Here is a 23,174-nt window from a genome sequence, read left to right on the forward strand (position 1 = left end):
CGGACGGGAAGGACGCTTGTTCTTGTTTACCTCGTCATCTGGCGGCTTTGCCAGAAAATATTCCAATTGAAAGGACACGACCATGACTATAGTCAATTCAGCCTTCGGTTCGAAAATTCGTCAAGTTGTAGTGGTTACGGCACTTATAGCGTCAGCACTGCTTTCGGCGGCTCCGGCTGACGCCCAGGATCTGGGGGGCGCCAAAATAATTGAGATTGTGAATTTCAATCTCAAGGACGGCGTTACTTACGAAGAGTTTTCCGCGCTTGATCAAGCTGTAGAAGAGCAGCACGTTTCGAAACAACCCGGTTTTGTGGCTCGTCAGTCTGCCAAAGGCGAGAATGGCGCGTGGCTGGTTGTCGTTTATTGGGAAAGCACCGATGCGGCCGACGCATCCATGGCATCCTTCATGGATGCTGCCGCAGCAGCGGACTTTGTTGCCAAGCTGGACGCCGATTCCATGACTATGACGCGCTATACAGTAGCGCAATAAGTTCGGCGGAGGGCCGTCCGAATTGGTGGCACACTAATCCCCACCGTAACAAGAAAGGCCCCGTTATGGGCATCGATCTGAAATTGGAAAGACTGAAAGATGCTTTTGCGACATCTGATCGAATGCCGGTTGTGTTCCTGGGACACGGAAATCCAATGAATGCTATCGAGGAAACGTCTCATTCGCGCAAATGGGCCGCCCTTGGTCATTCCCTGCCACGGCCTCAGGCGATTCTGGTGGTCTCAGCCCATTGGATGACACGAGGCACGACCTTGGTGGACGTGTCAGCGGCACCGCGCACAATACATGACTTTTTCGGGTTTCCGAACGAATTGTACCAGCAGGAATATCCGGCAAGTGGCGATCCGAAAATGGCGGCAGAGGTGATCTCTCTGCTGGCCAGCCACCATGCCGAAGGCGACGAAACCTGGGGTCTGGATCACGGAGCCTGGTCGGTTCTGAACTGGTTGTATCCCAACGCTGACGTACCGGTTTTTCAGTTGTCGATCGATATGACACGGGATTTGGATTGGCATTTGTCGGTTGGGCAGGCCCTTGCCGAATTGCGTCACCGGGGGGTGCTGATCCTGGGTAGCGGAAATATCGTGCATAACCTTCGCGACATGCGGATGGGGGCCGCTCCATATGACTGGGCGACGGAGTTCGACACGCGCGTCTCCGCGTTTCTGGAAAACAGAAATTTCCGGGCCATGGCGGATCGAAGTGCGTTGGGTGCTCTTTTGTCCCGCGCACATCCAACTGTAGACCATTATGTTCCGGCCTTGACAATCGCCGGAGCCGCAGATGTCAAAGATCAACTCATGTTCACCAACGAGTCGATCGATATAGGAAGCATTTCGATGCGTAGTTTCGTTTTCTACTAACCAAGTGCATGTCAGCCGTCATACAAGGCGCGAGCTTCTTCAACCCTTTCGAAATGGTCCTGAGCCCATAAAACGAGGGGCTTCATGACATCCACCAGATCTTTGCCCAATTCTGTCAGTTCGTAAGTGACTGCCAGGGGTGGTCCGGAATGCACAGTGCGTGTGATATAGCCATCGCGCTCCATTGAACGCAGGTTTTCAGTCAGTACCCTTTGGGTGATGTCCCCAATTATCCGTTTTAGCTCGCCAAAACGCATCGGACCATCTTCAAGCGCCAGCAGCAGCAACGTCTGCCATTTTCTTGTCACGTTGGCGAGGACATTTCGAACCGGACACAATTTGCCTTCTTGGTCGGTCGTCGCAGTTACCGGGAGCATACCTGGTTCCTTTATAGTGCGTAATTGATACTTGGTGCGGAAATGATACCTAAAGCGCACAACAACGCAACCGAGAATCAAAGGAACCGGAAATGACCCCCAAAGAAATCGTCCTGAACGCCGTCGCTGCCATTTTCACCAACTTCGACCCCGAAGCCGCCGAGCAGCTTCTTGCGTCGGGATATATCCAGCACAACCCGGCGGTTCCGACCGGTGCGGCACCAATTGTGGGCTTTATCCCCGGTCTGAAAGAAAGCGGTATAGAGGTAACCACGCACCGAGTATTGGCAGAGGGTGATCTGGTCGTCTTGCACAACACATATACCAATGCTCAGGCCTTTGGTGCCGACGCTTTGGTTGGATTTGACGTGTTTCGTGTCGAGGACGGCAAAGTTGTCGAGCATTGGGACAATCTGGCGGCCGTTACCGAACCCAACCCATCTGGTCACACGCAAACCGATGGTGCAGTCGAGATCGTCGATCTGAATAAGACCGAAGCAAACAAAGAGTTGGTAGTCGATTTCGTAAACACGATTCTGCGTGATGGCAAAGGTGATCAAATCACCGACTTCATTTCGACGGAAACCTATACCCAACACAATAGCCAGATTGCTGACGGTCTGGATGGTTTGGGTGCAGCTCTGACCGCCTGGGCCGAGCAGGGCGTCACCATGGAATACGATGAGACCCATCTGGTCGTTGCCGAAGGCAGCTTTGTCTTTACCGCGTCGGAAGGCACCCTGGCTGGAACCCCGACTGCGTTTTTCGATCTATTCCGTGTTGAGGATGGCAAAATCGTCGAACATTGGGACGTGATCTCGGAAATCCCATCAGAGATGGCACACGATAACGGCAAGTTCTGAACGCCCGACTTAGTCTCAGCAGGCTTACTGGCCTGCTGAGCTCACCAAAAAACACCCGGGGTTATGAATTGAAACTGTCTGCTTATGAGCAAGTGATACGCCTTTACGAAGCGTTTGTTCCCGCGACTGGGAATCCACACGTTGCGTTAAACGATGTCGTGGACGCCCTTAAGCACGATAGCCAATCCGCGCGATTTCTTGAAAGATATGCCGTTCCTCAGCCCGTTGAAGTGCGCCGAAGGTGGGTGCAGGCAGCGTTGACGGTTCGCAGTCCGGGAAACCTGCCGTCAAACTTGCTCGATACGACTGACCGGCTGCTTCAGCACGAGCTGTCGAAGAAAACCGTAACGGACTCAGAAGCATTGCAGCGATTGGGCGGAGGTTCCAATGTCAGCGGGCGGATCAGCATTTGGGACGGTGACACAACAACGCTGCGCGTCGATGCCATCACAAATGCTGCCAATTCAGAATTGCTTGGATGCTTTCAGCCGTTCCATGCCTGCATCGACAATGTGATTAATTGTGCGGCTGGCCCGCAGCTGAGGGAAGATTGCCATCGGATAATGCAATTGCAGGGGCATGGTGAGGTGACCGGTGCCGCCAAAATTACGCGCGCGTACAATCTGCCGTCCCGATACGTCCTGCATACCGTGGGTCCCATTGTCCAATCCGGGTCGCGACCGACGACAAGACAAGAAACTCAATTGGCGGATTGCTATCAGTCTTGTCTTTCCTTGGCCTCCGAGGCCGGGGCCCGTTCGGTGGCCCTGTGCGGCATTTCGACTGGTGTTTTCGGATACCCGGGCCAAGCCGCTGCAAAGATTGCGCTTGCAACAGTGATTGATTGGCTCGGCAGGAACCCCAAAGGGCTAAGTCACGTGATTTTCAATACCTTTGGCAACGCCGCCACAAGGATTTATGAGCAGGAAGCGAGACAATGGGAACTGCTTTGAATACCGTCGAAACGGTCGCGCAAACGCTAAGGGATTCCGATGCAATACTGATCGGAGCTGGCGCGGGGATGTCTGCTGCGGCCGGGTTGGACTACACCGACGAAGTTACGTTTGCCAACCGGTTCCCCGGAATGCTGCAGTACGGTGCCCGCAATCAATATCAAATGATGGGTTTCCCGTTCAAAGACGAAGCGCTCAAATGGGGTTACCTGTCGGTTGCTCTGGACCACGTGTACAGGGCGCGCCAGACAAAAGTGTATCGGGATTTACTTAAGCTGGTTGGCGACAAGGACTATTTTGTCGTGACTTCAAATGTCGACCGGTATTTCTATAAAAATGGGTTTGATCCGGCGCGCATCTATACACCTCAGGGCGATTATGAATTGTTCCAATGTCTGACGCCGTGCACAGACCAAACCTGGGATGGGGTCCCTCTGGTCGACGCAATGCTGCCATCCGTCAACCGACAAACTCAAAAGGTTGAGGACAAATCGTCTCTCGCGGTGTGCCCCAATTGCGGAGGGCCGGTGTTCATGAACGTGCGAGGGGGTGGATGGTTTATAGAGACCCCCTACTTTTCGCAATCAAAGACCTTCGCCAACTGGTTGCAGAGTGTTAATGGCCGGAGGCTGGCGGTGGTTGAGATCGGTGCAGGTTTCAATACACCCAGCGTTATTCGGTGGCCGATGGAGAGAATAGGAACTCATTTCCAAAACGCCCGGTTCATTCGCATCAATCGTGATTACCCCGAAGCGTCGGCAGGCGCGCTATCGCTGCCAACTGATGCAGATGTCGCGTTGTCTGACATATTGGCGGCTTCCTCTTAGATCCCGCTGCCATTTGTCCCGAGATCCCTGTCAACGGACCAGTCTGGCTGCAGGCAATCTGCTCAAACATGCTAATAACGGAAACTAAAAAGCCGCAGAATTCATTTTGAATGCCAACATTCAGTAACTAAACTCTCCGATGAGTTCCAGGCTAATCCATTTCTTGGAATTTTGACGGAGGAGGTCCAATGAAATTCACAGGGATTGTTAAAGGCGCCGCTACTGGCATGATTGTTGCACTCGCCGGAGCACAAGTGAGCTTTGCCGAAGAGTTTGAGTTCAAATTGCATCACTTTCTGAGCCCCAAAGCTCCAGCACATTCGCAAATGCTGGAACCGTGGGCCGAACGCATCATGGAGGCGTCCGACGGGCGCATCAAAATCGAGATTTTCCCCTCGATGACCCTTGGTGGCAAGCCCCCGCAGCTTCCTCGTCAAGCGCGTGATGGGGTCGTGGATATGGTTTGGATGGTCAATGCCTACGCCGCCGGTTCGTTTCCGCGCACCGAAGTGTTTGAATTGCCGGGCGTCCATCAGGGAGATAGCGCCGCGGTAAATAAGGCAATGCAGGCGATGTACGCAGACGAGTTGAGCAAGGATTTCAAGGGACTTCATGCCTTGTTCCAGCATGTACACGGCGGCAACGCTTTGCACATGGCAACGGATCCCGTGAGAACGCCAGCGGACGTGGCCGGCAAGAAAATCCGCATTCCTTCCAGAACCGGTGCATGGGTTCTTGAATCACTGGGAGCAAGCCCGGTTAAAACATCGGTTGGGGAAATTCCTGTGGCGCTGTCAAAAAAAGTTATTGATGGCGCTCTCATCCCATTTGAAATTATCCCGCCCTTGAAAGTGCAGGAGCAAACTCGGTACCAGATCGAAGGACCGGACGGGAAACGTCTGGGCACGACGTCCTTTTCCGTTGTGATGAATAAGGATCGCTGGGAGAGCTTGCCCGAAGATATCCAGCAGGTTTTCATAGATGCTTCCGGCCCTGAATGGCATGCTGAAGTGGGACGCATCTGGGACGGGGCCGAGGAATTCGGGATTGGAATTGCTACAAAATCCGGCAACGAACATATTCAGCTAAGCGACGCTGAATGGGCCGAGTTCGAAACTGCGATGGAACCGGTGGTTGAACGCTGGATCACTGAAATGAATGAAAAAGGCATCGACGGACAGGCGCTTTACGATCGCGCGGTTGCGCTTGTGTCCGAAAACATGGCCTCGAACTGAACAATGTCTGGGACGCAAACATCTGGTGTCGCAAGGTCTGTGGATCTTGCGCGCCACCTGATTACTGGCTGGGCGCTGGTTGGCGGCTTGGTTTTGGTCGGGGTGGTTCTGGTAAACGCCTGGTCAATCCTGGCCGGGATGATAATCAATAAACCCTTCCCAGGGGATTTCGAACTGACCGAGATGGGGGCCGCAATAGCAGCATTTTGTTTCTTGCCCTATTGCCAGTTGGTCGGCGCCAACGTGTCCGCGGATATTTTTACGATGCGTGCAGGTCCCCGGTCGGTCGCGCTGATGTCAGTGGTGGCTGCAATCATAGCACTGTTGTTTGCTGCTCTTCTCATTTGGCGGATGAGTGCGGGGCTATCGGATTATCGTGAGTATGAGGAATTCACAGGTATCCTGGAAATTCCAATCTGGTGGGCGTTCCTTCCCGCATTGATATCCCTGGCGCTTTTGTTTCTGGCGGCGTTGATCACGCTGGGAGAAGCACTGCGAACGCTTACCCGAAGCGAGGTCTGAAACAATGGACAGCATTACTATCGGCTTGATGGGGCTCGGAACCCTTGTGTTTCTGATCGCCATTCGTATGCCAATTGCCTATGCAATGATCGTCGTTGGCGGCGTTGGAATTGCCCTGTTGAATGGTCCCATGATCGTTCTGAGTCAGCTTAAGGATCTCGCTTACGGGCAATTCTCGATCTATGACCTGTCCGTTGTGCCTCTGTTTGTGCTGATGGGCGCAATCGCGTCACGTTCGGGCTTGAGTGCAGATTTGTTCCGTGCCGCGAATGCCTGGCTTGGATGGATGCGCGGGGGAGTGGCCATGTCCGCCATTGCCGGCTGTGCAGGTTTTGGCGCGGTCTGCGGTTCATCACTGGCAACCGCATCAACCATGGGTCGCGTCGCGCTGCCAGAACTGAAAAAGTACAACTATTCCTCGACGCTGGGTACCGGGACCATAGCAGCCGGCGGGGTTTTGGGCATCCTTATTCCGCCTTCGGTGGTACTGATCATCTACGCAATCATTGTCGAGGCCAACGTGGTCACAATGTTCATGGCGGCGTTGATACCTGGATTGATTGCGGTTGCGTTCTTCATTTTGACTATTCTCATTTATGTGTTGGTCAAACCTGACGCTGGCCCAAAAGGCGATGCTGCTTCACGCGTCGAACTGATTTCTGCGACACTGAACGTGTTGCCGGTGGGGCTGGTGTTTGGTGTGGTAATCGGCGGAATTTATTTGGGATTGTTCAACCCGACCCCGGCGGCGGCCGTTGGTGTGGTTATGGTCACTCTGTTCGGGTTGGTACGCGGTCAATTTACACTTAACGACGGTCGTGAGGCGCTGTTGGAAACCGCCCGCACTGCCGGGATGATCTATCTCATCCTGCTTGGGGCCGAGCTGCTCAAGATATTCATGTCGCGCGGGGGCGTGCCGCAGGCCATGGCCGAAATGATGGCCAACTCCACATTAACGCCAATGATGACCCTCTTGGTGCTGCTGCTGGCTCTGATCCTGTTGGGCTGCCTGATGGACAGCCTGTCGATGATCCTGCTGGCCATTCCGTTTTTCTGGCCGGTGCTGGTTGAGATCAATGGCGGCGACTATGTCACAGCCGAGATGTCGCCTTTTGGAATGGACACCGAGGATTTGAAGATTTGGTTCGGAATCCTCGCCCTGATCGTGGTCGAACTGGGATTGATAACACCACCTGTGGGAATGAATGTCTTTATCATTTCCGCTCAATCCCCGGATGTTCCGATGCGTGACACATTTATCGGGGTTCTTCCATTCTTCGGCGCGGAAATTCTGCGGGTTGGCGTGTTGATCGCGTTCCCCGCACTGACCCTTTGGTTGCCGGGTGTGCTTTCGGGTTGATGTAACACGACCTTTGCGCCAGTGGATTTCGGGTGCTGAATGCCCCCGCGCGAATGTGGGTGGGATTAACGTTGGGGGAACCAATGTGTTCGGGGGCAGCGTTTCGGATGGTGAAACCGTCCCAATTCGAAACGTCGCCTTAGTTGAAAGACAAATGAGCTTCTGCATCACGAAGTAGGGTTTCGACTTCTTCGTCGTAGATACCCAGAAGGGTGAATTTCCTCTGAATTCCTCTTAGATATTCGATACTCGAACCGGCAAACCCTGCCCCCGTTGCCACGTATCGAACCTGATCGTCTCGGGAAATGTTTGTTTCGATCCCTTCTGCATCATGATCCGCCAAAAATGTGAGCGCCTCAATCGCCATGCCATCAACCTGAGCGGTGACAAACGCCGGTAGATACGCAGGTCCGACCTGTTCGCGCCGCCAGATTACTTCGGTCTCTTCGTCAATTTTATTCTGGGAAATTCGGAACAACAGGCCACTACATCCGGAACCTATATCCAGCGCGGCCATCAAACCGGGCGCATCGACCGTGCCTCGCGCTCCGTAAATGTCCTTGAGAATGAATTTCCGTGCATGGAAGGGTAAATATGCCCTTCGAACTTCTGCGAATTCGAATGCCGGGTCCCACATGAGTGATCCATAAGCGAAAACCCAGAGGTCGCCGCACCTTCGACCGGCCAGGGTTTCCAGTCGCTTCGCTTCACGCACTTCGTTCGGGAACCACCATTGTGGCAGTCCGAGTTCCCGAGATTTTATGGCCAGAACCTCGGTGGTGAAGGAACGGAAAAAGGATTGTTCCGGGTCGGTTATTTCTGACCGCAATTCCGGATGAAAGTGAAAAGGATCCCAGCTGGTTATCATGGTACCTCTTCTTCAGTTCTCTCAACTCGGTCGCCGAATGTTGATTTCCCAATTTAGGCTATTTTGCCCCGCATGAGGCGCAAGGACAAAGTGCGTACTGCGAGCCAGGCGGTCCGGGCAGTAATGTGATATGAGCGTGAAACGTGGCACATTCCCACAACCTTTTTCTTAACCTTGGCTGCCAAGCCGCGATATCTGGGAGGTCAATACGGCTCCAGCCGTCAGGGACCGACCTGTGGACATGATCATTTGCGGCAGGATCATCCATTCGAGAGACCAGGCCGCACCTGACCGTTCCTGCTCGTGGATCAGTGCCTGATGCATACCCGAAAGCTGAACCGCATTGAATCGTGCAAGCGACACCAATAGCTCTGCTGTTACGGGGTTCTGCTTGTGCGGCATGGCCGATGACCCGCCGCCGCCATCCAATGACACCTCATCCACACCCTGTTGCGCCATAAGGGCAACGTCCTGACCCATCTTGCCAAGGCTTCCTGTAACCAGCGACAACCATCCTGCAAACTCAGCGATACTGTCACGACGGCTGTGCCAGCAGCTCTGAGAATCCTGTAAACCGAGCGATGCCGCCATATGGGCGGAAATCACCTCTGCCTCTCCTCCCAATGCCGCGCGATCCCCCACGGCCCCACCCAATTGCAACCTGAGAACCCTCGGTTCCATCTGGGTCAGCCGTTCCAGGTGATCATCAAACGGCTTTCGCCAACTGCGCAGGCGATCAGCCACCGATATCGGCAAGGCGGCTTGCATCCTCGTTCTGCCCATCAGCCTGTTCGCACCTTGTGTTTCTTCCAGCGACTTCAGGCCTGCGATCAGATCTGAAATTCGCCGGGCGAACAGGGGAAAGATATCTTTGAGCGTCAGGAGCAATGCGGTGTCAATCACATCTTGCGAAGTCATGCCGTGGTGAAGGGAGTCCTGGCATTCCTCCGGCAGCTGTTCCCGAAGCATGCGAACCAGTGCCGGTACGACAACACCATCCTGTGCTGTTCCATCGCGTAGCGCTGGGTAATCCGGTTGCAGTACTTTGATAAGGTTGGCCGTTTGTTCAGCCACGCTTGCGGATACTTTTCCGACGTGCCCCAGCGCACTGGCATAGGCCGCTTCGGTTTCCAACATGTGCCTGAACCGCACCTCAGCAGACAGAAGATTGCGGGTTTGCGGGTCATCAAACAAACCGCCAAGCCAGGGGTGTGAAAACACATCACTCATGGTTGATTAGTGCGACATGAAAACCGGCACGTGCGTGCCAGCTAACACATCGGTGGTCGCACCGCCGAACAGGTCATGCGAGAATTTACTATGTTCATAGGCACCCATCACGATCAACTGTGCGCCGACTTCCCGTATTGTGTCCAGAACGGTTTGCCCAACTGAATGAGTTTTTGCCCTGATGAGTAACTCTGATTGAATACCGTGGCGACTGAGGTTCCGCAAAAGCTGATCTGTATTTGCAGGTGCCGATTTGCCCACACACAGTATGCTGACCCTGGCCTTTTCTTCGAGAATTGGCATTGCATCCCCAATCGCTCGGGCGGCCGAACGTTTGCCGTCCCAGGCTACCAATGCGTGATCTGCCAGGCGTTCTCGAGCATAAGCGTCTGGAACGACCAGGACCGGTCGGCCACTTCTCAAAGCAATCGTGTCGGGGTGAGCTGCAAGGTGTTCCACCTTCATTTCGCGTTCCGGGACGCCCGTTACGATCAGGTCAAAGGTACGCGAGACTTCACCGAGAGCCAGATCCATTTCATCTTCGATTTCAATGAAATCCGAGCGTTCTGAAATACCGCCGACCGATGTTTCCCGTTCAAAGCTTTTTGCAACTTGCCGGATCCGCTTGGCATCATTTTCATGCATGATGTCGATGACCTCTTTTGGGAACTGGCCTCCAAATCGGGTTTCCAACACGGGTCGTCCGTGTCGCACTATTCCGGTCAGCCAGCCATTGTGATGTTTGGCAATCCTGATTGCATAGCGCAGGCTACTGACAGCGGTGTTCGAACCGTTATAGGCGCAAAGGATGTTTTTGGTGCTCATCGGATCACACTCCGGGTGTTGACAGTCGCAATATCTCCTTCGCCTGCTGCCATGTGGCGACAGGCCGCTCGTATTTATCACACAACTGGGTGACACGCTTTACCAGGACGGCGTTGGAGCGGGCCAGCGTGTTACGGTCGATGCGGACATTGTCTTCGAGGCCGGTGCGCGTATGGCCTCCTGCTGCTATGGCCCACTCGTTCAGAACTATCTGGTTCGGGCCGATCCCGGCAGCACACCATTCGGCCTGGGGCGCGCGATCCTTCAGGGTTTTTACATAAAAGTCGAATACCGCCTTATCTGCCGGCATTGCGTTTTTCACGCCCATTACGAACTGCACGTATAGTTTGCCGAACAACTTGCCATCCTGATGCATTTTTATGGCTTGTAGGATGTGAGAAAGGTCAAACGCTTCGACTTCCGGCGTAATCCCGTATGTACACATCTCGTCCGCCAGCCAGTCGACCAGATCCGGTGGATTCTCATAGACGCGGGTGGGAAAATTGTTGGACCCTACAGAGAGCGAAGCCATGTCGGGGCGTAACGGCAGCATTCCTCCACGTGTCCGGCCTGCGCCCGAACGCCCGCCGGTTGAGAACTGGATGATCATACCCGGGCAATGTTTTTCCAGCCCTTCTTTGAGCTGGGCGAATTTATCCGGGTCGCTGCTGGGCGTCTGGTCATCATTGCGCACATGTGCGTGCACGATGCTGGCACCAGCTTCGAATGCTTCCTGCGTGCTTTCGACCTGCTCGGAGATCGAAATCGGAACGGCTGGGTTGTTTTCCTTTGTGGGCAACGAGCCGGTGATTGCGACGCAAATAATACAGGGCTTAGTCATGGATCTGACCTATTCTGTTTGGGCGGCCTGCCCCGGGGAGAGAAGGGTGGGGCAGGCCGGGTGCTCAGATGTCAAAAAAGACCGTCTCATTTTCGCCCTGCAGGCGAATATCAAAACGATAGACAATTTGACCGTCTCTTTCACGACGCTGAGCAACAAGGGTTTGTCGGCGGTTCTCCCACTCGATCAGGTTGATGACCGGATCTTTGGCGTTCGCTTCTTCTTCGTCACTGAAATAGAGGCGTGTATTGAGGCCAACATTGATGCCACGTGCCACGATCCACAGATTGATATGCGGGGCCATGACTGTGCCCGATCGCCCAGGAACCTGACCGGGCTTGATCGTATCAAATCCCCATTCACCGGTTTCAAAGTCGGTGATTATGCGTCCCCAGCCACGAAATCCTTCCTCGGTTTCGCCGGGATGCTCGGGGTGGGCATAAACGCCTTCACTATTTGCTTGCCACGCCTCTATCAGCACGTCCTTGATTGGTGATCCCGTACCGTCGATCACAACGCCTTCGACGCGGATGCGTTCACCGTTGGCGTTGGGCCCGGCGATGTCCCAGCCCAGTTCCTGATCGTAGATCTTAAAACCGGCGGCACCAGGCGCGAGACCGATATGCACATAGGGACCGGCTGTCTGCGACGGTGTTTCTTTCAGATAGTCGAGTTTCTGGACCATGGATCAATTCCCCTCCAGACGGTTTTCAAAGAGTGTTGAACGGCGCCCCCGCAAAACGATGTCGAACTTGTAGGCAATTGTGTCCAGCGGAATGGTGGCGTTCAGATCCAGCGCGGCGACCAACTGGTCCCGAGCCACCTTGTCCGGAATGACATTGACGATGGGGCATTTGTCAATCAGCGGATCGCCTTCGAAATAGCACTGCGTGATCAGTCGCTGTGCAAATCCGGTGCCAAAGATGGACATGTGAATATGTGCAGGTCGCCAGTTGTTGACCCAGTTGCGCCACGGATAGGCGCCGGGTTTGACTGTTCGGAAAAAGTAGTATCCGTTTTCGTCGGTCAGGGTCCGGCCGCAGCCCCCGAAATTTGGGTCTATCGGGGCAAGGTAGGTATCTTTCTTGTGACGATATCTCCCGCCGGCATTGGCTTGCCAGGCCTCGACGAGCGTGTTCGGGACAGGGCGGCCATTTTCATCCAGCACGCGACCATGCACGATGATCCGCTCGCCGATCGGGCTTTCGCCTGGCTTGGCGTAGTTCAGGATAAGATCGTTGTCGATCGGGTCGATATCATTGTGGCCAAATACCGGGCCAGTGATCTCGCTTGCTGAATTTTGCAGGCTGATCAGCGAATATTGCGGCGAACGTGCTACGGAAGTTTTGTAGTCTGGTGTCAGAGCGGGTGGCTGCCACTCGCGGTCGCGTTGGTAGAATTCACCGGGGTTCAACATGGTCGGATCACTCCTTTTAAAACATTGGGGGTCTGAGCGCGCTTCCCCATCAATCTTGTTCCATTTCATCGTAAGTTTTCTTGGCCAGTTTCAGCGCGTGATTGGCACGTGGAACGCCCGCGTAGATGGCCACATGCTGAAAGGCTTCCAGAACGTCTTGTTTGCTTGCACCGGTGTTTGCCGTAGCACGGATGTGCATTGGGATTTCCTCGAAATTTCCCAAAGCCGCCAGCAATGCCAGCGTTATCATCGACCGTTCGCGGTCGCTGATCCCATCGCTTGCCCAGACCGTTCCCCACGCGCCTTCAGTGATAAGGGTCTGGAATGGCGCCTCGAACTCTGTCTTGGTGGCTTCGGCCTGGTCCACATGTGCGTCGCCCAGCACTTTCCGGCGTTCGGCCATACCTCTTTGGTATCGGTTGCTCATTCCACAAGCTCCCTCAAGAATGTCGTCAAATGTTTCGCAAATTCAGCGGGATTTTCCACGCAAGGCAGATGCCCCGCCCCCGGTATTTCTACGTATCGGGCACCTGGTATCAGCTCTGTAGTGGCCCGAACTATATCCGGCGGGCTGGCTCCGTCTTCGGACCCGCCGATGCCCAAAACAGGAAGGCAGACTTTCGCTGTCGACTGCGTCAAATCGGTGCCTGCAATTGCGTGGCAGCACCCAAGATAACCGGCGACAGGGGTTCGGGTCAGCATGTTTCGCCAGGCAATCACTTCATTTGTGGCGCGAAATTCCGGGCAAAACCAGCGATCCATGATTTGATCGGCTATGGATCCGATGCCATCTTCCTCGATTGTGGCAATGCGGTTCTTCCACATCTGCGCCTCACCCATCTTCGCAGCGGTGTTGGACAGTACAAGTGCGCGGATAACATCCGGACGTCGCGCAGCGAGCACTTGCCCGATCATGCCACCGATCGACAGACCAACGAAGACACAATCCCGGACTTCAAGATGATTCAGCAATGCCACCGCGTCATCCGCAAGAATATCCATTGTGTAAGGTCCGGTTGGACATTCCGATAATCCATGCCCCCGATGGTCAAAGCGGATCAGCCGAAGGCCTTTCGGCAAGAGTGGGATTACCTTGTCCCATAACCTCAAATCGGTGCCGAGCGAGCTGGCGAACACGACAGGAAACCCGTCGGGATCACCATCCTCACGCCAGTGCAGACGCACCTTATCCAGCGACGCAACCTGCATCAGTAGGGAAGTCCCACATAGTTTTGGGCAAAAACAGATTGGGCCTCGCGGTTTTCCCTCAGGAAGTCGATGTCAGCCTGTTGCATCTTTAGGTCAAAATCGTTCTGCTTCGGAAAGCGGTGCAGCAAGTTGGTAGTCGACCAGCTGAAACGCTCGGCCTTCCAGATGCGCGCCAATGCCTTTTCCGAGTAGCGATCAATGCCTTCGCTGTCGCCTTCTTCGAAATACTGAAGAAGCCCATTGTAGAGATAATGGATGTCACTTGCCGCGGTATTCAACCCTTTGGCCCCAGTCGGCGGAACGATATGGGCAGCGTCACCACAAAGAAACAAACGCCCCCACCGCATTGGCTCGGTCACGAAAGAGCGTAATGGTGCGATGGACTTTTCGATTGACGGACCTGTAACCAACTGTTCTGCATACTCGGTCGGAATTCGCCGTTTGAGTTCCTCCCAGAAGGCGGCGTCTGTCCAATCCTCGGGTGCATCGGACAGTGAGCACTGGATGTAGTAGCGGCTAAGGTTGTCATTGCGCATTGAGCACAGGGCGAAACCACGGTTCGAACCGGCATAGATCAGTTCGTGATTAACCGGGGGTGTCTCCGACAAAACGCCCAGCCAGCCGAATGGATAGAGTTTTTCGTACTCCTTGCGGACGGTCAGAGGAATGGTTTGTCGGCTGACGCCGTGGAAGCCGTCGCACCCGGCGACAAAATCACAATCGATGCGGTGTTCGGTTCCGTCCACCACATAGGTGACATAGGGCGTATCACTGTCGGTCTGATGAATCTGGACGTCTTCAGTGTTGAATACAATCTTTCCGTCCACCGCCTCTCGCGCTTCGTACAGGTCGCGCGTAACTTCCGTTTGGCCGTAAACAACGACATGGCTACCGGTCAATTCCTTGAAGTTAATGCTGAACTTAGACTCGCCGTACGAAATAACAGTGCCGTTGTGAACAAAGCACTCTTTGTCCATACGCTCGGCCACACCAGCCTCGCGCATCAGATCAACAAAGCCGACTTCCAAAATACCGGCACGGATACGGCCCAGAACATAGTCCTTGGTTTTCCGCTCCAATACGACCGTATCGATACCCTTGCGATGTAGCAGCTGACTAAGAAGAAGCCCGGACGGGCCACCGCCGATAATGACGACTTGAGTACGCATGGTTTCCTCCGTGAAATTTCTTGGCAGCATATTGAATGCTTGAATTTGCAAAGTAAAATGAAGATAAATCGAATTTAGTTTCCAAAAGAGGAAAGTAAATGATCGACCGCCGTATCAAATTTCGTCACATTCAGTGTTTCATCGAAATCTGCCGGGAGAGAAGCTTCAAGATTGCGGCTGAGAAGCTTTTTCTGACCCAACCAGCTATATCCAAGACGTTAAAGGAACTCGAAGACATCATGGGAACGACGCTGTTAACGCGCAATCGCGCAGGTGTCGGACTGACGCGTCAGGGTGAAGTGTTTCTGCATTTTGCAGAAATGTCGCTCGCGGCGCTACAGCAGGGTCTGACCGGGGTTGAGCAGGTCGGGATGCAGGGCAAGACCCGGCTTTCGGTGGGAGCCTTGCCGTCCGTCGCCGCACGTCTGATGCCAGTTGTCGCCGCTGATTTCGCGGAGCTGGCGCCCAATACGACCCTGCGGATTATGGATGGGCCGCATGGGTATCTGATGGAGCGTCTTCGTATTGGAGACTTGGATTTGGTAATCGGGCGCTTGGGGCGGCCGGAAACAATGCAAGGCGTATCGTTTACGCAGCTTTATGAAGAGCGTGTTCAATTTGTAGTGCGCGCAGGACATCCCTTGCTTGACGCTCCGGACATAAAACGAATTGGCGATTGGCAGGTGATATATCCCCCTGAAGGATCGGCCATCCGACCTTTGGTGGAAAGGTTTCTGATCGCGCACGGTGTTGGAAATATCGATAACCGCATTGAAACCGTTTCGGGTGCTTTTGGCCGGGTTTATACCCGTCGATCTGACTCTATTTGGATCATATCGGCCGGGGTAGTCGCAAACGAAATCGCGGATGGCAAACTTGTCGCATTGCCATTCGACACGTCCATCACGCGCGGTCCGGTGGGGTTGATGCACCGGCCTGACGAGGTGCTTTCCCCTCAGGCGCAGGTATTCGGCATTGCGGTCAATAACGCCCTGGACAGAATGGGACTGGAGACCTGAAGCGAAGAGGCGCTTTCAGGGCCAGTCTGCAAAACCCCGGCGCAGCTCGCCCAGATCTTCCCCATCAGGGCGAGAAACAATCGCACGGTAGGCACCAGGAGACATATCCGTGCGGCGCTTGAAAAAGTGGCTAAAGCGACTGGCATCCGGGAAACCCAGATCCTCAGCAATTTTCTTCAGCGGAAAGCCTGAATTTTCCAGTCGGGCCTTTGCTTCGGCGGTCAGGCGTTCATGCACCAATTCAGCCGGACTGCGGCCCGTCTCGCGTTTACAGATACGATGCAACCGGTCGTATGCGATGCCGAGATCATCGGCATAAGTCGCAACCTGCCAATGATCGCGATAGTGCAATTCGACTAAATGCCGAAACCGACGCAAGAGATCGGTTTGCTCAGCCTTGTTGGTTTGTGATTGCGGGCTGTGGACCCGCAAGGCTCCGATGAGCATCAACCTCAGAAAGGCGGCCATGGACATTGGGGACTGATTTTTGGTGTTGTTGATTTCGCTCACCAACCACTCGCAAAGCGCCACAATCTGCCCCAAAATGCGTGCATCGGACAGTTCCGCCTGAAATGGTTTTTCAATCAGCATTCTGAGGTGAACCGATTCCGACCTTGCCCCGATTGCGTCCAGAATGATGGTGCCACTCAGCCCGAAAATCCATGCATGGGAACCCGCGCCGAGATTGATCGCCGTGTGATCGTTTTGCGGCCAGAAACAAAGAGCGGGCGCTAAAACCTCGGTGCCAGTCTCTTCAAAACTCAGCCGTCCGCGCTCGAGAAACAGCAGGGCACTACAGCTATCCGGGAATCGGCGGCGAATCATGCGGTCATGAAGGGCCTCAGGCTCTTCCTGCACGGTGGCGTATCGTTCATTCATCAGTTTTCGCCAGAAATGGACAATAAATGCCCAGAATTTTACATTTAATGAGATTATACTTCGTTCATAATGAATAGCAAGGGAGGCCGGGACATGCCCGGTAACGTGTGAATGACCACAGACACAACCACAATCAACCTCGAAGACGGACCGGTAATTGAACACGTCAACCCGGCAACGGGACAGACGTTAAGTGCCGAGCAGGCTGTCACCGCAAGCGATTGCCGCAGGTTTGCAGGGCAGGCTGCCTCTGCCTTTCCGGCCTGGTCGGCACAGCCGATCCAGGCGCGCGCGCAATTGCTGATAGCAGTTGCCGGCGCAATCGAAGAAAAGGTTGAGCTCTTTCGCGTTGCGATGGCTGAGGAGCTGGGAATGCCGGCGGAATGGGCGCGCCATAACGTGGCATTCGCCGCCGAAATCCTGCGCGAAGTTGCATCGTATCAGGACAGGTTTAACCAGCAGGAACCTATTCCGGACCACAGAGGTTATTCCAGCCGCGCTGAAAGAGTGCCGTGCGGCGTGTGCCTGGGGATCGCGCCCTGGAATGCACCCTTGATCCTTGGTGTCAGAGCCATCGCAGCGCCTTTGCTGTGTGGCAACACAGTTCTGCTGAAAGGCAGCGAATTTGCACCCAGAACGTTTCGACTGCTCGGTGACACGCTGCGGGATGGCGGTATTCCGCAGGACGTTGCGCGCGTGCTGCTGACCCGCCCTGATGACAGTGAAGAGATTGTCGAGGCACTAATTGCTTCACCGGTTGTTCGCCGAGTGAACTTCACGGGCTCGACGCGGGTTGGACGGCGGGTTGCCGAACTCTGCGCAAAGCATCTCAAGCGGTCCCTACTGGAACTGGGCGGGCAGGCGGCGATGATCGTTCTGGAAGATGCCGATCTGGATGCCGCAGCAGAGGCAGCGCTTTGGGGCGCATATGTCAATCAGGGGCAGGTCTGCATGTCCACTGAACGCCTTGTCGTCGACGAGGCTGTAGCGGACGAGTTGGTTCAGAAGATTGAGCAAGGGCGCCGGGCACTCAAACTGGGAAATCCGACAGATGAGACCACTCAGGTTGGTCCGGTGATCTCCATCGCAGCGGCCGAGCGGCTTTCGGGGCTGATAGGCGATGCAATCGGAAAAGGCGCAACATTGATAGGCGGCGGGCAAGCGCGTGACGCCTTTTTCGAGCCTGCGCTTGTAGACCATGTCGAACCCGAGATGCGGCTTTACCGGGAAGAGGTATTTGGTCCGATCCTTTCAGTGACGCGCGTCGGCAACGATCTGGAGGCGGTTACCGTCGCCAATGACAGTGAATATGGCCTGTCTTCGGCAGTTTTTGGCCGCGATATCAATCGTGCGGAAAGCATCGCAAGGCGTATTCATACCGGCATCTGCCACATCAACAGCCCAACGATCGACGACAATCCTCACGCCCCGTTCGGTGGCGTCAAGTCAAGCGGCTATGGCCGCTTTGGTGGACGCTGGGCGCTGGATGAATTCACAGAACTCCGTTGGATCACCAGCAAGAGTTCACCTTGAACCAAAATCTCTATGGAAACGGGAGATAACACAATGACCTTTGACCTTTCACGCCGCAACCTGCTTATGGGTGCAGGAGCAGCCTTGGGCAGTTTTGCACTGGGCCGGGGCCAGGCCCGGGCTCAATCTTCGACACCCCTGAAGGTCGGGTTTATCAGCCCGGTTTCCGGACCTCTTGCAGGATTTGGCCAGACTGACGGATATGTTCTGGAACAGGCCCGCAACGCTCTGGCCAGCGGCGTGACAATCAATGGTCAGGGTTATGCCGTCGAAATTCTTGATCGTGACACTCAGTCGGATCCGGCCCGCGCCGGCCAGCTGGCGCGAGACCTGATCAATAACGACGGCGTCGACATCATGATCGCGGTGTCCACGCCCGAGACCATCAATCCGGTTTCCGATGCCTGTGAAGCGGCTGGTGTGCCCTGTATTTCGACTGTGATGCCCTGGGAGGCATGGTACTTTGGTCGCGGTGCGAAACCGGGCGAGCCCTCGCCATTCAAGTATTCCTACCATTTCGGCTTTGGCGTGGATGAATTTTACCAGGCCTATATTTCCCAATGGGATCTGATGGAAACCAATAAGAAAGTCGGCGTGATGTATCCCAACGATGCCGACGGCAACGCTATTCGAGCTGTCTTGGCCCCAAAACTGACCGAGGCGGGCTACACCATCATCGACCCGGGTGCATATGAAACTGGCACGACCGATTATTCGCAGCAAATCCGTTTGTTCCGCGAAGAAGGCGTGGAGATCTTTAATACCTTCCCGATTCCACCGGATTTTGCCGCATTCTGGAGGCAGGCAGCTCAGCAGGGTCTGCACCGTCAGGTCAAAATTGTGCAGCTCGCCAAGACGGGTCTGTTCCCTTCGGACATCGAAGCACTTGGCGGCCTGGGCAACAACATGTCTTCGGCTTGCTACTGGCACCGTGACTTCCCCTACACCTCACCGACGACTGGCCAGACCGGGGCGGAATTGTGCGATGGCTACGAGGCAGCCACCGGCAAGCAGTGGACCCAACAGCTTGGTGCCTCACTGTCGGCCATCGACGTTGCCATGGCGGCCCTGACCGCAGCGGGCAATCCGAAGGACAAGGAAGCGGTCGCTGAGGCGCTGCCGACCCTTAAGGCCGACAGCATCGGTGGCGTGGTCGATTTCGGCTCTGGTCCGGTTAAAAACGTTGCCAATGGTCCGATCATTGGAACGCAATGGCAGGCATCTGACGGTGGCCAGCACAGTTTTGACTATGTGATCACCGAAAATGCCACCGATACCAATGTTCCAGTAACGGGCGAACTGCGTCCCTATAACGCGTGAGGCCCGGTATGACGTCCTCTTCCTCAATTCTGCGCTCGGAGGGCATTGCTATGTCTTTTGGCGAATACAAAGTGCTCGACGACATTTCACTCAATCTCGAGAGCGGTGAGATTGTTGGAATTCTCGGTCCGAATGGCGCGGGTAAGACAACGTATATGAACCTGCTCACGGGTGCTCTCCTCCCAACGGGTGGTCGTGTGTACCTGATGGGAGAGGACGTCACCCAACTCGACACCGCTGAGCGCTGTCATCGCGGATTGGCGCGAACCCATCAGGTTCCAAAGCCCTTCAGTCATATGACGGTTTTTGAAAATGTGCTGGTGGCTGTAAATCACGGCCGCACAACCCATGCCGAAGATCCGATTGACGAAGCCTGGGCGGTGCTTGAAGAAACCGGGTTGGCCCATGTCGCCAATCGGCCCGCTGAAACGCTGGGGCTGCTGGATCGCAAAAGGTTGGAACTGAGCCGAGCTCTGGCCACGGATCCCAAGGTGCTGTTGCTGGATGAGATCGGTGGGGGTTTGACCGACACCGAAGGGGATGCGCTGGTCGCTTTGGTCAAGTCCATCCACGCGCGTGGCGTTACAATCGTGTGGATCGAACATATCATGCGCCTTCTTCTGGAAACCTGCACGCGGCTGGTCTGCATGGCCGAAGGCCAAGTGCTGGCCGACGGCGATCCGCAGGATGTGATCAACGCTCCGGAAGTTCAGGTTGCTTATTTCGGAGCCGCCGCATGAGTACCCTTGAGATAGAAGATATCCATGCAAATCATGGGCAGTTGAAAGCGGTTCATGGCGTCTCGCTTTCGGTGCGCCCCGGCGAAATGATGTTCCTGCTTGGCGCGAATGGGGCGGGAAAGACCACGTTTTTGCGGTCGGTCGCGGGTGATCACAAGGCGGCATCGGGCCGTGTGGCTCTGTCCGGCGTGGATGTGTCGAACCTTTCCGCCCATCACCGTGCCCGTTCGGGCCTGTCGCTGGTACCAGAAGGGCGCAGGCTGTTCCCGAAAATGAGCGTTCGTGAAAACCTGATGCTGGGGACCTCCACGTCGCGGGAAGGGCCGTGGAATATCGAGGCCGTATACGAAGCGTTCCCCAACCTTGCCAAGCTCGACCGGTCTCCGGCCGGTAAACTGTCGGGTGGTGAGCAGCAAGCGGTGGCCATCGGGCGGGCTCTGATGGGGGACCCGGTCGCAATTATGCTGGACGAAGTGTCATTGGGCCTTTCACCTGCAGCTGTTGAATTCGCCTATGAAACATTGCTGAGGCTGCGCGAGATGGGGCTGGCCCTGCTGATTGTCGAGCAGGACCTGAACAGGGCGCTGTCCCTGGCCGACGAACTGGTCGTGATGTGCGAAGGCCATGTCACCCTGAAAACCAAACCCAAGGACACCGATCTGGAACAGCTCGCGTCAGCCAGCTTTGGCCATGAACAAGGAGGCCCTCAATGACCTCGCAATTGATCACCGCCATCCTGCTGGGTGGTTACTATGCCGTTCTGGCCACCGGTCTGGCCTTTATGTACTCGGTCATGAACATCATCAATCTGGCCCATGGCGCGCTGATCGTGCTCGCGGCTTACGGCTTGTGGCTTCTTGGCGATAGCTTTGGGTTGCCGTTGCCCGTCGGGATCGTCGTCATGGCGGTTGTCATGTTTGGTATCGGTATCGTTCTGCACCGTGGTGTGCTGTCACGTGCGTCGGGTGGTGGCGAGCTTCTGCCGATCCTTGCCACGTTTGGATTGTCCATCATTCTCGAAAACCTGATATTTCAGACGTTCGGGGCCGACAGCCTTTCGCTGGCACCGCTGGTCGGGGATCTAAGCTGGGCGTCCTTTGAACTTCCCGGATCCATCTTCATCGGCAAGCTCAGCGTCTACATCCTGATCGCCGCCTTTGTGGTGATCGCCGGGCTGGAATGGATGCTGCGCCACACCACGCTTGGCCACCGCATTCAGGCCGTCAGTCAGGATCGGGCAACTGCATCCTTGTTGGGCATTGACACCACCCGAACCGCTGCCATCGCGACTGGCATCGCACTTGCGACGGGTGTGATAGCTGCTGCCGCAATGGGATTGCGCAGCGCCTGGGGACCCTATGGGGGGTCAGCTCAATTGCTGTTTGCCTTTGAAGCCGTTGTTATCGGTGGCCTGGGATCGTTGTGGCGCGTCATGGCAGGCGCGATGATCCTGGCCTTTGCGCAATCTCTGGCGGCCATGATCCACCCGCAGGGTTTCCTGATCGGCGGACACCTCGCGTTCCTGGCGGCCGTGTTTATCCGGCTTCGTGGTGGCTCATTCAATCTCAAAACCCTGTTGGGCCTGAACCAAAAAGGAGCAACGGCATGACCTCTGCACATCTGACTGTTACGCGCGGCGGTCCAACAGCGCGAATGACAATGGCGCTGCTGGTCATCGCGGCAATCGTAGTAGCTGCCGTTCCCTTTGTACTGGGTGTCGGGGGCGCGGGTCGCGCCGTGGCTCTGCTGGTTTACATCCTTCTGGCCGTGATGTGGAACGCGCTTGCTGGTTTTGCCGGGCTGGTCTCTATCGGACAGACGCTGTTTTTCGGCATTGCCGCTTATACGACCATTCGCCTGTCGAACGCAGGTTTGGACCCATATCTGGCTATCGTGGTATCCATTGCTCTTGGCGCAGGGTTGGGCTGGGTAACATCGCTGTTCATGCTCACTCTGAAAGATGGCGAGTTCGCAATTGGCATGTGGGTTCTGTCATCGCTGGCGCATCTGTGCGTGAACCTCGATCCGCTTATCCAAGGCGAAACCGGGATCTCGCTGATCCAGATGAATGTCTATGATATTCAGACACGTTCTGCGATCACGCTTTGGCTGGCGCTGGCCGTGACGATCACCGTTTTTTTCGCGCTGATCGTGCTGCTCAGATCACGTATGGGCGCTGCAATCACCGCCATTCGGGATGACGAGCTTGGCGCGCGGTCCATCGGCGTCAACGTGATGCGCACCAAACGGGTTGTGTTTGTTCTGGCAGCCGCTGGCACGGCCGCCGCAGGCGCGCTGTGGCTGGCCTCCGCTTCGAACTTTCAGCCGCGCGCGTTCTTTGGCGTGCACTGGACGGCCTACATGCTGTTCATGGTGCTTGTAGGCGGTCTGGGTCGGATCGAAGGCGCCATTATCGGCGCGGTCCTGTTCTTCCTGATCGAAACCTGGTTCGGCGCTTACGGTGCCTGGTATCTTGTCGGGTTGGGGGCCATTGCAGTGCTATTCGCCCTGTTCCTGCCGAAAGGGCTTTGGGGCTGGATTGGCCCCCGTCTGCCGGGGGAGGCCATCCCCACCGGATATATCGTCAATCGCAAATCTTAACGGGAGATA

General features: G+C 55.3%; 26 protein-coding genes. 15 read left to right on the top strand and 11 right to left on the bottom strand.

All coding sequences use genetic code 11. The features are described 5' to 3' along the window. Positions 1–82: 82 nt before the first annotated feature. Both AC2FI8_RS21040 and ygiD read left to right on the top strand, forming a co-directional pair. Entirely contained in the window at positions 83–493 is a 411-nt protein-coding gene (locus AC2FI8_RS21040; RefSeq protein ID WP_496780843.1) for an antibiotic biosynthesis monooxygenase family protein, read from the top strand. 65 nt (positions 494–558) lie between these two features. Next, the gene (ygiD, locus tag AC2FI8_RS21045) at positions 559–1,377 is read left to right on the top strand and encodes a 4,5-DOPA-extradiol-dioxygenase (protein WP_496780844.1); all 819 of its coding nucleotides are present in this window, start codon (positions 559–561) and stop codon (positions 1,375–1,377) included. An 11-nt stretch (positions 1,378–1,388) separates the two neighbouring features. Here ygiD and AC2FI8_RS21050 read toward each other — a convergent pair whose 3' ends face one another. Then, positions 1,389–1,754: a winged helix-turn-helix transcriptional regulator gene (locus AC2FI8_RS21050; protein WP_496780845.1), complete on the bottom strand. Its 366-nt coding sequence runs from the start codon at positions 1,752–1,754 to the stop codon at positions 1,389–1,391. 92 nt (positions 1,755–1,846) lie between these two features. On the opposite strand from AC2FI8_RS21050, the gene AC2FI8_RS21055 reads away from it, so the two are divergent. The 6 genes from AC2FI8_RS21055 (at position 1,847) to AC2FI8_RS21080 (ending at position 7,514) form a co-directional block, all read left to right on the top strand. Beyond that, positions 1,847–2,617, top strand: a complete 771-nt coding sequence (locus tag AC2FI8_RS21055) for a nuclear transport factor 2 family protein (RefSeq protein WP_496780846.1) — start codon at positions 1,847–1,849, stop codon at positions 2,615–2,617. A gap of 68 nt (positions 2,618–2,685) precedes the next feature. Further along, the gene (locus AC2FI8_RS21060; protein WP_496780847.1) at positions 2,686–3,570 is read left to right on the top strand and encodes a protein-ADP-ribose hydrolase; all 885 of its coding nucleotides are present in this window, start codon (positions 2,686–2,688) and stop codon (positions 3,568–3,570) included. Then, entirely contained in the window at positions 3,555–4,397 is an 843-nt protein-coding gene (locus AC2FI8_RS21065; protein WP_496780848.1) for an SIR2 family NAD-dependent protein deacylase, read from the top strand. Before AC2FI8_RS21060 ends, AC2FI8_RS21065 begins: the two co-directional genes overlap by 16 nt. A 188-nt stretch (positions 4,398–4,585) precedes the next feature. Continuing rightward, the gene (locus AC2FI8_RS21070) at positions 4,586–5,632 is read left to right on the top strand and encodes a TRAP transporter substrate-binding protein (RefSeq protein WP_496780849.1); all 1,047 of its coding nucleotides are present in this window, start codon (positions 4,586–4,588) and stop codon (positions 5,630–5,632) included. Positions 5,633–5,635: 3 nt separating this feature from the next. Then, complete coding sequence (locus tag AC2FI8_RS21075; protein ID WP_496780850.1) at positions 5,636–6,154, top strand: TRAP transporter small permease; 519 nt, start codon at positions 5,636–5,638, stop codon at positions 6,152–6,154. Positions 6,155–6,158: 4 nt separating this feature from the next. After that, the gene (locus tag AC2FI8_RS21080) at positions 6,159–7,514 is read left to right on the top strand and encodes a TRAP transporter large permease (RefSeq protein WP_496780851.1); all 1,356 of its coding nucleotides are present in this window, start codon (positions 6,159–6,161) and stop codon (positions 7,512–7,514) included. Between the two features lie 139 nt (positions 7,515–7,653). Here the strand turns inward: AC2FI8_RS21080 and AC2FI8_RS21085 are convergent, their stop codons facing one another. From AC2FI8_RS21085 to pobA, 9 genes are all read right to left on the bottom strand, one after another. Continuing rightward, entirely contained in the window at positions 7,654–8,382 is a 729-nt protein-coding gene (locus tag AC2FI8_RS21085) for a gamma-glutamylcyclotransferase (RefSeq protein ID WP_496780852.1), read from the bottom strand. Between the two features lie 168 nt (positions 8,383–8,550). Next, the gene (locus tag AC2FI8_RS21090) at positions 8,551–9,612 is read right to left on the bottom strand and encodes a 3-carboxy-cis,cis-muconate cycloisomerase (protein WP_496780853.1); all 1,062 of its coding nucleotides are present in this window, start codon (positions 9,610–9,612) and stop codon (positions 8,551–8,553) included. Positions 9,613–9,618: 6 nt separating this feature from the next. Further along, positions 9,619–10,437, bottom strand: a complete 819-nt coding sequence (locus AC2FI8_RS21095; protein WP_496780854.1) for a universal stress protein — start codon at positions 10,435–10,437, stop codon at positions 9,619–9,621. 4 nt (positions 10,438–10,441) lie between these two features. Then, positions 10,442–11,278, bottom strand: a complete 837-nt coding sequence (locus AC2FI8_RS21100; RefSeq protein WP_496780855.1) for a 3-oxoadipate:acetyl-CoA acetyltransferase — start codon at positions 11,276–11,278, stop codon at positions 10,442–10,444. Between the two features lie 64 nt (positions 11,279–11,342). After that, entirely contained in the window at positions 11,343–11,963 is a 621-nt protein-coding gene (pcaG, locus tag AC2FI8_RS21105; RefSeq protein WP_496780856.1) for a protocatechuate 3,4-dioxygenase subunit alpha, read from the bottom strand. Between the two features lie 3 nt (positions 11,964–11,966). Then, positions 11,967–12,695, bottom strand: coding sequence for a protocatechuate 3,4-dioxygenase subunit beta (gene pcaH / locus AC2FI8_RS21110; RefSeq protein WP_496780857.1), 729 nt, complete (start codon positions 12,693–12,695; stop codon positions 11,967–11,969). Positions 12,696–12,744: 49 nt separating this feature from the next. Further along, positions 12,745–13,122 (bottom strand): 4-carboxymuconolactone decarboxylase, encoded by a 378-nt coding sequence (pcaC, locus tag AC2FI8_RS21115; RefSeq protein WP_496780858.1) that lies wholly within the window; start codon positions 13,120–13,122, stop codon positions 12,745–12,747. Continuing rightward, positions 13,119–13,904 carry a 3-oxoadipate enol-lactonase gene (gene pcaD / locus AC2FI8_RS21120; protein WP_496780859.1) on the bottom strand — a complete coding sequence of 262 codons (786 nt, stop codon included), beginning with the start codon at positions 13,902–13,904 and terminating at the stop codon, positions 13,119–13,121. Before pcaD ends, pcaC begins: the two co-directional genes overlap by 4 nt. Then, positions 13,904–15,073, bottom strand: a complete 1,170-nt coding sequence (gene pobA / locus AC2FI8_RS21125; protein ID WP_496780860.1) for a 4-hydroxybenzoate 3-monooxygenase — start codon at positions 15,071–15,073, stop codon at positions 13,904–13,906. Before pobA ends, pcaD begins: the two co-directional genes overlap by 1 nt. Before the next feature lie 98 nt (positions 15,074–15,171). Here pobA and pcaQ point away from each other — a divergent pair, with 98 nt between their 5' ends. Then, positions 15,172–16,092: a pca operon transcription factor PcaQ gene (pcaQ, locus tag AC2FI8_RS21130; RefSeq protein WP_496780861.1), complete on the top strand. Its 921-nt coding sequence runs from the start codon at positions 15,172–15,174 to the stop codon at positions 16,090–16,092. A gap of 15 nt (positions 16,093–16,107) precedes the next feature. On the opposite strand, the gene AC2FI8_RS21135 is transcribed toward pcaQ, so the two are convergent. Then, the gene (locus tag AC2FI8_RS21135) at positions 16,108–17,136 is read right to left on the bottom strand and encodes a helix-turn-helix transcriptional regulator (RefSeq protein ID WP_496780862.1); all 1,029 of its coding nucleotides are present in this window, start codon (positions 17,134–17,136) and stop codon (positions 16,108–16,110) included. On the opposite strand from AC2FI8_RS21135, the gene AC2FI8_RS21140 reads away from it, so the two are divergent. Genes AC2FI8_RS21140 through AC2FI8_RS21165 form a run of 6 tightly spaced genes read left to right on the top strand, consistent with a single transcriptional unit; the run spans position 17,083 to position 23,165 of the window. Beyond that, entirely contained in the window at positions 17,083–18,504 is a 1,422-nt protein-coding gene (locus AC2FI8_RS21140) for an aldehyde dehydrogenase family protein (protein WP_496780863.1), read from the top strand. The genes AC2FI8_RS21135 and AC2FI8_RS21140 overlap by 54 nt on opposite strands. A 33-nt stretch (positions 18,505–18,537) precedes the next feature. Next, the gene (locus AC2FI8_RS21145) at positions 18,538–19,824 is read left to right on the top strand and encodes an ABC transporter substrate-binding protein (protein WP_496780864.1); all 1,287 of its coding nucleotides are present in this window, start codon (positions 18,538–18,540) and stop codon (positions 19,822–19,824) included. Between the two features lie 50 nt (positions 19,825–19,874). Beyond that, positions 19,875–20,564 (top strand): ABC transporter ATP-binding protein, encoded by a 690-nt coding sequence (locus tag AC2FI8_RS21150; protein WP_496780865.1) that lies wholly within the window; start codon positions 19,875–19,877, stop codon positions 20,562–20,564. Next, positions 20,561–21,277, top strand: coding sequence for an ABC transporter ATP-binding protein (locus AC2FI8_RS21155; protein WP_496780866.1), 717 nt, complete (start codon positions 20,561–20,563; stop codon positions 21,275–21,277). The genes AC2FI8_RS21150 and AC2FI8_RS21155 overlap by 4 nt, the downstream gene beginning before the upstream one ends. Continuing rightward, positions 21,274–22,173 carry a branched-chain amino acid ABC transporter permease gene (locus AC2FI8_RS21160; protein WP_496780867.1) on the top strand — a complete coding sequence of 300 codons (900 nt, stop codon included), beginning with the start codon at positions 21,274–21,276 and terminating at the stop codon, positions 22,171–22,173. Before AC2FI8_RS21155 ends, AC2FI8_RS21160 begins: the two co-directional genes overlap by 4 nt. After that, a complete protein-coding gene (locus AC2FI8_RS21165; RefSeq protein ID WP_496780868.1) occupies positions 22,170–23,165 on the top strand; it encodes a branched-chain amino acid ABC transporter permease in 996 nt (331 codons plus the stop codon). Before AC2FI8_RS21160 ends, AC2FI8_RS21165 begins: the two co-directional genes overlap by 4 nt. Positions 23,166–23,174 lie beyond the last annotated feature (9 nt).

The sequence above is a fragment of the Ruegeria sp. CDSB029 genome, from assembly GCF_059611125.1.